The organism is Lentzea aerocolonigenes (assembly GCF_000955955.1).
In the GTDB taxonomy this organism is placed as follows: domain Bacteria; phylum Actinomycetota; class Actinomycetes; order Mycobacteriales; family Pseudonocardiaceae; genus Lentzea; species Lentzea aerocolonigenes_A.
The window spans coordinates 1-8,636 of sequence record NZ_JYJG01000175.1 but is presented as its reverse complement, the minus strand read 5'-3'; the positions used below and the strand labels follow the sequence as shown (position 1 = coordinate 8,636).

Annotated in this window: 2 protein-coding genes; both read left to right on the top strand. The window is 73.4% G+C overall.

Annotation, left to right across the window (positions count from 1 at the left end; translation table 11 throughout):
* The first annotated feature begins 136 nt into the window (after window positions 1–136).
* Window positions 137–7,711 carry a hypothetical protein gene (locus UK23_RS52860; RefSeq protein WP_231114645.1) on the top strand — a complete coding sequence of 2,525 codons (7,575 nt, stop codon included), beginning with the start codon at window positions 137–139 and terminating at the stop codon, window positions 7,709–7,711.
* A 117-nt stretch (window positions 7,712–7,828) separates the two neighbouring features.
* Complete coding sequence (locus UK23_RS24010; RefSeq protein ID WP_052684980.1) at window positions 7,829–8,608, top strand: type VII secretion system-associated protein; 780 nt, start codon at window positions 7,829–7,831, stop codon at window positions 8,606–8,608.
* The last annotated feature ends 28 nt before the right edge of the window (window positions 8,609–8,636 follow it).

The following is an 8,636-nucleotide window of genomic DNA, read 5'->3' as shown; positions in this document are numbered from 1 at the left end:
GGTGGTGCATGCTGCCGATGGCAGGACGTTGCACGTCGACGGCAGGACGTTCGCGCGGGTGGTGGGCAGCACCGAGGCCTTCCGCGGTTCGGGCACCGGTTCGCGGACGCCGATCGCGCTGGTCACGTCGACCCCGATGGATCTGCCGGGCCAGGGCGGTGCCTTCCACGAGACCCTGCGCCGGGAGTTCGGGGCCCACGAGCCGGTCTTCGTGCCGAGGGGCGCTGCCCACCTGATGTCCGCTCGGGACGGTGCCCCGTTGGTGTGGACGCAGGACGGATGGACGGTCCACGACCACGCGGCCGGGGTGCACGACCAGGTCGTTCACCCTGCTGGAGGTGCGCAGACCACGGCCACGCGGAGCGAAGCCGGCCGAGGCGACGACGTGGACCTGATGAGGCCCGGCACGATGGCCCCGGCCGCACGTGGGCGGGGGCGCCTGATGGGTGCCGACGCGGCCGGTGGGGCACGCCGGTTCGAGCCGGGCGACGTCGAGGCCCACCCGATGCTGCACCAGGAGCAGCAGATCGGGCTGTCGTTCCTCGGCGGCCGGGAGCTGCCCAAGTCGTTGATGTGGGCCATCGAGCCCGGCAGCGAGCACCGGCGGACCTTCGCGCACCCGGAGGGCTCGTCGCGGTTCCCGAGCAGCAGGGGCGCGGCGGAGATCGCGTCGCCGTGGCGTGCCGACGCGATGTACCTGGCGGCCCGTGGCGCGGAGAACTCCTTCGAGCTGCGGCTGACCGACGGCACGCCGGTGCGGGTCGACGGCAGGACGTTCGGGCGCGCGTTGTCCGGGATTGACGCATTCCGTCAGATGGCAGCCCACAACGAGGGAGGGCAGCTGGTGCTGCTCGCCGGCCGGACGGGTGCCGGTGCGGCGGCCAGGGACCTCCAGCAGGCGCTCGCGGCCATCGGCTGGCACCAGCAGGTGGTGGCGCCGACGACCGACGTGCACCTGCGGACCGCAATCTTCCAGCAGGGCGGCCAGCTCGTGCTCGACCGAGGCGGGGTGTGGCGGTCGTTCCCGGTGGCCGACGTGGTCGCTGGGCACGACCTGGAGGTCGGTACGACCCGGTTCCACACCAGTGAGGTGCGGGCGACCGTGCTCACCGGGCCGCGCGGTGTCCCGGCGGCCGTCACCTTCCTGGTCGGGCGGGAGCTGAACGAACACGCGGACTGGATGTCACGCCCCCACGGAGGGACGACGACCCACGTGGCGCCTGGCGAGGACCTGTCTGCGCGAGTGGCGCAGGACCTGCGGGAAGGCCGGGACGGCACCCCTTCGCCGTGGCCGGCGCGGTCGGCCCACATCATCACGCACGGTACGCCGCACGCCGTCTGGCTCCAGTTGGCCGACGGCCGCGAGATCACAGTCAGTGGCGACGTGCTGGCCGCCGTGCTGCACGACCTGCGGCCGTTCCGGGACCTGATGACCCGCCTCGACCCTGACGCGCTGACGCTGATGGCGTGCCGGACGGGCAGCGAACGCGGTCGTGGCGCCGCGGCGGACGACTTCCAGCGGGCGCTGGCCGGGCTCGGCTACCGGCAGCCGGTGGTCGCGCCGACCACCCGCGTCGGGTTCTCCGTGTTCCGCGACGGCGTCGCGTGGCAGAACTACCTGATCGACGGCGGCCGGTGGGAGCAGTTCTCGTCGGGCGCGGCACGGGCGCTGGGCCGGCTCGACGGTGGCGTCCGGTGGATCGCGTTCGATCCGGCGGCGGTGCGGTCCGAGCCGTGGGCGCACGGAGAACGGCAGATCGGTGCGTCGTTCCGGACAGAGCTCCCGGTCGTGACGCACGGCGAGGTGCAGGGCGAACCGTTGCGGCAGCGCGCGTTCCGCGTCGCGGTCGAGTCCGGTGTGGACGGTTCGCTGGTGGTGCGCACTGCCGACGGCGTGCGCGTGCACGTCGACGGTCACACGTTCGCCAGGGTGCTGGGTCAGACCGCCGGGTTCGTGGACCCGAGCGGCTCCAGGTGGCCGGGTGCGATCGCGCTGATCACCTCTGGCGGGCCCGTCGACGGCGCGGCCTTCCAGCGGACGCTGCTGCGCGAGTTCGCCGTCACGGGGCCGGTGCACGAGTCCAGGGGCGCGGTGCACCTGGTCGACGGCGGCGAGCGGGTCGTGGCCGAGGACGGCTGGACGACACACGGGCGCGAGCCCAGGCCCGCGCGGGAGGTCATCCACTTCACCCCGCCGTCGTTGCGCGACGAGCGCGTGGACGGGACGCTGGGCCGCGGTGGCGAGGTGTCCGACGTGGACGCGCGGCTGACCGCGTGGCTCGACGAGGCGGACCGCAGGGCGGAGCCTGCCGCGCCGGTGGATCAGGTGCCGATGGCCGACCCCGGCGCCGCGCTGAAGTCCGGGCGTTCGTGGCTGAAGGGGATCTTCGGCCGCGATTCGGTGCTGGCGGGCTTGGACGCGGCGACCGGTGAGGCACGGACGTTCCACCGCCGTGACGTCGTGGCGCACACCCTGACGTCGGACGGCCGCACGGTCGGCATGACCTTCCGCAGCGGAACCGGCCGGGTCTCACTGCCGGTCACCGCGGCCCAGGGCAGCGTCTTCCACGTCGACGTCGACGCGACCACGTCCCGGTTCGGCCTGACGTTGAAGGACGGCTCCCGCGTCACCGTCGACGGCGGCGTGCTGGCCGAGGTGGTGGCGAAGGCCAAGCCGTTCCGGAGCGCGGGTGCACTGGCCGGTGTCGCCCTGCCGGGTCCGAACGCGGGCGCGCTCGGGCACTCCGGCAGTGCGGCGCACGACTTCCACCGCGGCCTGGCCGAGTTCGGCACCGCCGTCGTGGCCGAGGAGGGCCACGGCCGGTGGCGCGGGTTCGGTGGTGCGGTGGCGGGCGTCGAGGACAGCGGCCGGGTGCGGCTGTTCGGCGCCGCCGACGTGCCGGTCGAGCCGGTGCGTGACGGCGACACCGTCGTGGGTGTGTCCTTCCGCGGCGCGGCGGACGAGTCGATGCGCGCGCCCGGTCCGGACGCGGCCGTGGTGGCGGTGGAGAACCGGCTCGACCGGTTCCGGGTGACCTTGGCCGATGGCACGAAGGTTTCGCTGGGCGGTTCGGCGTTCGCGGACGTGCTGACGGCCACGCCGTTGTTCGGTCAGGCACGGGAGAACCGCGGCGGCGAGATCGCGCTGCTGGCGTCACGGGCGGGCGCGTCGGGCTGGCGTGGCGGTGCGGCCGTCGACTTCCAGGCCGCGCTGAGCGACCGGCTCGGCGTGGAGACCAAGGTGGTGGCGCCCGCCGGCGACCTGACGGCGCACGTCGGCGGACTGGCGGGCATCGCCGAGGACGCCGAGATCCAGACGTTCGACCCCGGCTGGCGGATGTTCCCCGCCATGCCGACGGACCGTCCGGTCCAGGCGGGCCACTTCGAGCGGGGTGTGGTCGTCGACGTGACCCCCGCGGACGTGCAGGCCGTGCCGCTGGTCAAGGACGGCCGGGTCGTCGGGGTCACGTTCAGCATCGACGGCGACGGCCTGGACACCGCGCTGTCGTGGGCGGCGGCCGACGGCAAGGACACGATGTCCGTGCTGCCGCAGGGCATCGACCTGGACAGTGCCGGCATGGCGCGTGGTTTCGACACGGAGACAGGTCCGGCGCCGTGGCCGGAGAACACGTTCTTCGTCGTCGGGCACAGCTTCGCCTCCGGTGACACGTCAGGCTTCCGCCTCCACGACCGCGAGGGCGCGGCGCTGTCGTTGTACGGGCACCAGTTCGCCGATCTCGTGCGACGGCTGGAGCCGTTCCAGGAGCGGATGAGCGGCCCGGACCGCCCTGAGGCGATCGCGCTGGTCGTCTGCACCGTCGCAGAAGACCGGCCCGGCACCGCGGCCCACGACTTCCAGCAGGCCATGTCGACCACCTTCGCGGTCGACGTGCCGGTGCTCGCGCCCACCGCCTCCGTCTACATCGGACTGAGGGACGGCCGCGCGGCCACCGCCCTGGAGCACGGGGGCGAGTGGTTCACGTTCTCCGGCGGCTACGGGCAGGTGTTCGGCACCGACGGTCAGGGCAGGCACGTCCCGTTCGCGCCGGAGGAGGTCCGGTCACGGACCGTCCGCGACGGCGACCGCCCGATCGGACTGTCCTTTGCGGACGGTCACGGGCCGGTGGACCCGGCGCGGTGGCCGGCCGGTGCGATCGGCCTGGACGTGACGGCCTCGGGCGACCGCTTCTCCGTCGCGCTCACCGACGGCAGGACGGTCACGGTCGACGGGCGGGCACTGGCGAAGCTGGTCATGGCGTCCCCGGCGTTCCGGGAGGCCGCCGGGGCACAGCGGCCGATGGCGTTCATGGTGTCCGCGGGGTCGGAGCAGGGCGTCAGCGCGTTCCAGCGCACTGTGGCCCGCATGTTCGGCCTGGACGTGCCCGCGGTGGTGCAACGTGGCGGTGAGTGGACCGCGCACGGCGAACCGGGGCAGTTCGCCGGAACCGGTGCGGACGGCAGGGTGGAGCTCTTCAGCCGGCCCGCCGTGATCGTCGAGCACAGCGCCGCCGGGGTGTCGTTCACCGGCGACCCGCTGCCCGAGGGAGGTGCGCCGGACGAGTTCCGCGTCGCCGTCTCCGGCACCCACGACCGGTTCGACCTGCGGTTGACCGACGGGCGGCAGGTCGCGGTGTCCGGCATGGTCCTGGCCGACCTCGTGCACGCCGCCAGGGTTCCGACCGGCGAGCGGATCACGCTGCTCGGTTCGCAGGCCGGCGAGATCGACGCGCCCGGCGGTGCCGCCCACGACTTCCAGCGTGCTCTCGCGGGGCGGTTCGAGGTGTGGCAGCCGGTGGCGGCCGCGACCCAGGACGGCACCGTCCGCACGTTCGACACGCTGCCCCGGCCGCTGTCGGGCGTCGAGTTCCGGTACGGCGACGGCGGCCGCCGTCCGCTCACCTTCCAGCCGGGCTCGATCTCGGCGGTCCCGCTGCGGCACGGCGACCAGGTCGTCGGTGTCACGTTCCGCACCGGAGAGACCCGCCTCGACACCGAGGCGTGGGCCACCGCGGGCGGCGGCACCGGCCCGACCCACCTGCTCGGCACCGGCCAGTTCGACCTCGCCGATGCGACGGAGTCCGGCGCCGTCCGCCACGAGCGAACCCCGTGGCCCGCCCGGACCTTCCACGTCGACGTGGAGGAGTACAGCGGCGCCAGCATGCTGGTCGAGACGCAGAACGGCCGCAAGGTCGTGGTCGACGCCGGGACGCTGGCCGCGATAGTCGCCCGCTCGGAGCCGTTCCAACAGGCCTACGGCGGTGCACCCGAGGCAGTGACGCTGCTCGTGTCCGGCGCCGGCGTGCCAGGTGGTGCGGTGGAAGGCTTCCAGCGCGCGCTGCACGAGCAGTTCGGTCGCGCCGAGCCCGTTTACGCGCCCACCAACGACATCCAGCTGCTGGCCGAGGGCACCGTGGTGCACGACGCGGGGGAGTGGCGCCGCGTCGAGCCCACGCCCGAACCCGCAGGGGTTCCGGCGGCCGACCGCGGCGCGGAGCTGAAGTCCGGCCGTTCCTGGCTGCAGCGCGTCTTCGGCCGGCAGACGGTGCTGACGGGTCTGGATGCCGCGACCGGCGAGGCGCGGACGTTCCACCGGCGCGATGTCGCCGGGCATGTCCTGACGTCCGAGGGCCGCACCGTCGGCGTGACGTTCCGCGGTGGAGCGGATCAGGTCGCGCTGCCGGTCACCGCGGCGCAGGGCACCGTGTTCCACGTCGATGTCGACGCGAGCGCCGACCGGTTCGGGCTGACGTTGAAGGACGGCTCCCGCATCACGGTCGACGGCGGGACGCTCGCCACCGTGGTGGCGAAGGCCAAGCCGTTCCGGGCGGCGGAGGCACTGGCCGGTGTCGCCCTGCCGGGAACGGCGGCGGGCGTGCTCGGTCACGACGGTGGCGCGGCGCACGACTTCCAGCGGGCGCTTGCCGCCGCGGTGGTGGCCGAGGACGGTCAGGGCCGCTGGCGCGGGTTCGGTGGCGTGGTGGCGGGCGCGGACGCCACCGGCCGGGTGCGGATGTTCACCGCCGCCGACGTGCCGGTCGAGCCGATCCGTGCCGGAGACGCCGTCGTGGGCGTCTCGTTCCGCGGCGCCGTGGACGAGCCCGCGACAGGACCGTTCCAGGTGGCGGTGGACAGCGACGCCGAGCGGTTCCACGTGACGCTGGCGGACGGGACGCGGGTCGCACTGGGCGGGCCGGCGTTCGCGGACCTGCTGGTGTCGCACGGCGAGTCGCGCGAGGTGACGCTGCTGGCCTCGCGTGCGGGTGCGTACGGCTGGCGCGGTGGCGCGGCGCACGACTTCCAGGCCGCGCTGAGCGACCGGCTCGGCGCGGAGGCCAGGGTGACGGCGGCCCTCGGCGAACTCGCCGGGCCGGAGACGATGTGGCGAGAGATCCCCGAGTTGCCCCTGGACCAGCCGGCCCAGGGCTACCGCATCGACCTGGGCGCCTACGTCGACCTGCCGCCGGAGGACATGCGGGTCGAGCCTCTGGTGAAGGACGGCCGGGCCATCGGTGTCGTGTTCGGCATGAGCGACGACGACGTGGCGGCCGCGCACGCGTGGACGGCGGCGGACGGCCGCGACACGATGTCAGTGCTGCCGCAGGGAGTCAGCGACATCAACGTGGTCGAGGGCGGACTGGACGCCCGGTCCGGCCCGGTGCCGTGGCCGGAGAACACGTTCTTCGTCGTCAGTCACAGCTTCGGCGCCGAGGGTGCTTCCTCGGGCTTCCGCGTCCAGAACCGTGAAGGCGCGGCGGTGTCGCTGTACGGGCACCCGTTCGCCGACCTCGTGCGGAGGCTGGAGCCGTTCCAGGAGCGGATGAGCGGGCCGGACCGTCCGGAGGCGATCGCTCTGATCGTGTGCACGGTGGGAGACGACAGCGCCGGTCAGGCCGCGCACGACTTCCAGAACGCACTTTCGACGTCGTTCGGCCACGACCTCCCGGTGCTCGCCTCGACCGAGTCGGTGCACATCGGGGTGCGGGACGGGCACGCGGTGACCGCGCTGCAGCACGGTGGCCGGTGGAACACGTTCTCCGGCGGGTTCGGGCTGGTGCTCGGCACGGATGCCACCGGTCGCGTCGCGTCCTTCCGGGCCGAGGACGTCCGGTCGCACCTCGTGGACCACCTGGTGGGAGTGTCCTTTACCGACAGTCCTGAATGGACCTCATCGGAGCAGTGGCCGGACCGCGCGGCCGGTGTGGACGTGCGGGCGGTCGCGGACCGGTTCCGCGTGACGCTCGCCGACGGCCGCCAGCTCACGGTCGACGGCCCCGCTCTCGCCAAGGTGCTCATGGCGTCCTCCGCCTTCCGTGAACTCACGGCGGCCGGGGCGCCGACGGCGCTGGTGGTGACGGACGGTGCGCCGAGTGCGGTGCGCGAGTTCCAGGCGAGGCTGGCGTCGACCTTCTACGTGACGACGCCGGTGCTCGCGCCCAGCGCGGAGTGGACCGTCTACTCCGGACTGCCGTTGGTGGTGGAGCGTTCCGCCGACGGCCGGGTGCACCTCGTGCACGCGCCGGACAGCGAGGTCGAGCAGTCCGGCGCGGGCTCCGAGGACGCCTGGTCGGTGGCGGGCGGCGACAGCGAACCCGAGTGGGACGAGCGTTCGGTGCCGGATCTCGACGACGTGGTGGACGACGTGGAGACGCCGCGTTCGATCTCCCTCGCCGACTTCCTCGGCGGCACGCCGCCACGTGACGAGAACCGATGAGGACTACAGTGGGTGTTCACCTCCGCACGGGCGTGGCCAGGACTTCCGTGAGTGATTCCCCCGGAGGTTGCCGCTCGAGGCTCCAGGAGGCCCACCGGTCGTCGACGGGTTCCTTGAATGGACACGCACGAGAAGCGACACGACGAGCACATCGGCCGGGAGGCTGTGATGGCGGAGACCGCCACGACGACCGAGCAGACCGAAGCCCGGTTCGAGGGTGACCAGTGGGTGTTCCTGATCGACCCCGCCTGGCAGGCCGAGCAACCGGAACCCGCTGAGGGCGAGGAGCGGCCACGTCCACCCCTGGAGGTGGTCGTCGGCGGCTGGTTCGTCGAGCAGGACGGCACCACCAGCCGTTTCCACGCGAACCCCGACTACCTGCCGACGCGACCGGACTCCCCGACGGACCCGGTCGACGCGACGGTGCAGATGGTGACGCGCGGCGAGGCCGAGCCCGGAGAGCTGCTGTCGATGATGACCGAGGGCAACGTCTTCGGGCTCGCCGTGACCGAGTCGAACACCCCGGTCGTGGTGATGTCGCCGGACGAGGTGCCGTGCGTCGTGGTCGCCACGGCGCCCGCGCACAGCCGGCGCATCGCGGAGATCAAGGAGCTCGACAACATCGCTGCCTGGGCCGAGGTGAGCCTCGAACAGCTCGTCGGCCTGCTGCCCCAGGAGGGCGTCGACGTGCTCCTCAACGCGGGCGCGCCCGCGTCGATGCGCCTGATCGCCGCCGCACTCCGCCAGGCCCTGATCGATGCACCCGGCACCGCCGAGGCCCCGAAGACCGAGGCCGGCGCACCCGAGTCCGAGGCCTCGGACAGCCGTCCGGCCACCGAGGCGGACGCGCCGAGGTCCCGCGCCAAGAAGGCCAAGCCGGAGTCCGCCTCCGGCTGACGTCGATGAAGGGAACCTTCATCCACCT

Coding starts and splice junctions, on each gene's coding strand:
- UK23_RS52860 (WP_231114645.1), top strand. CDS start 137: ATGGATCTGCCGGGCCAGGGCGGTGCCTTCCACGAGACCCTGCGCCGG.
- UK23_RS24010 (WP_052684980.1), top strand. CDS start 7,829: ATGGACACGCACGAGAAGCGACACGACGAGCACATCGGCCGGGAGGCT.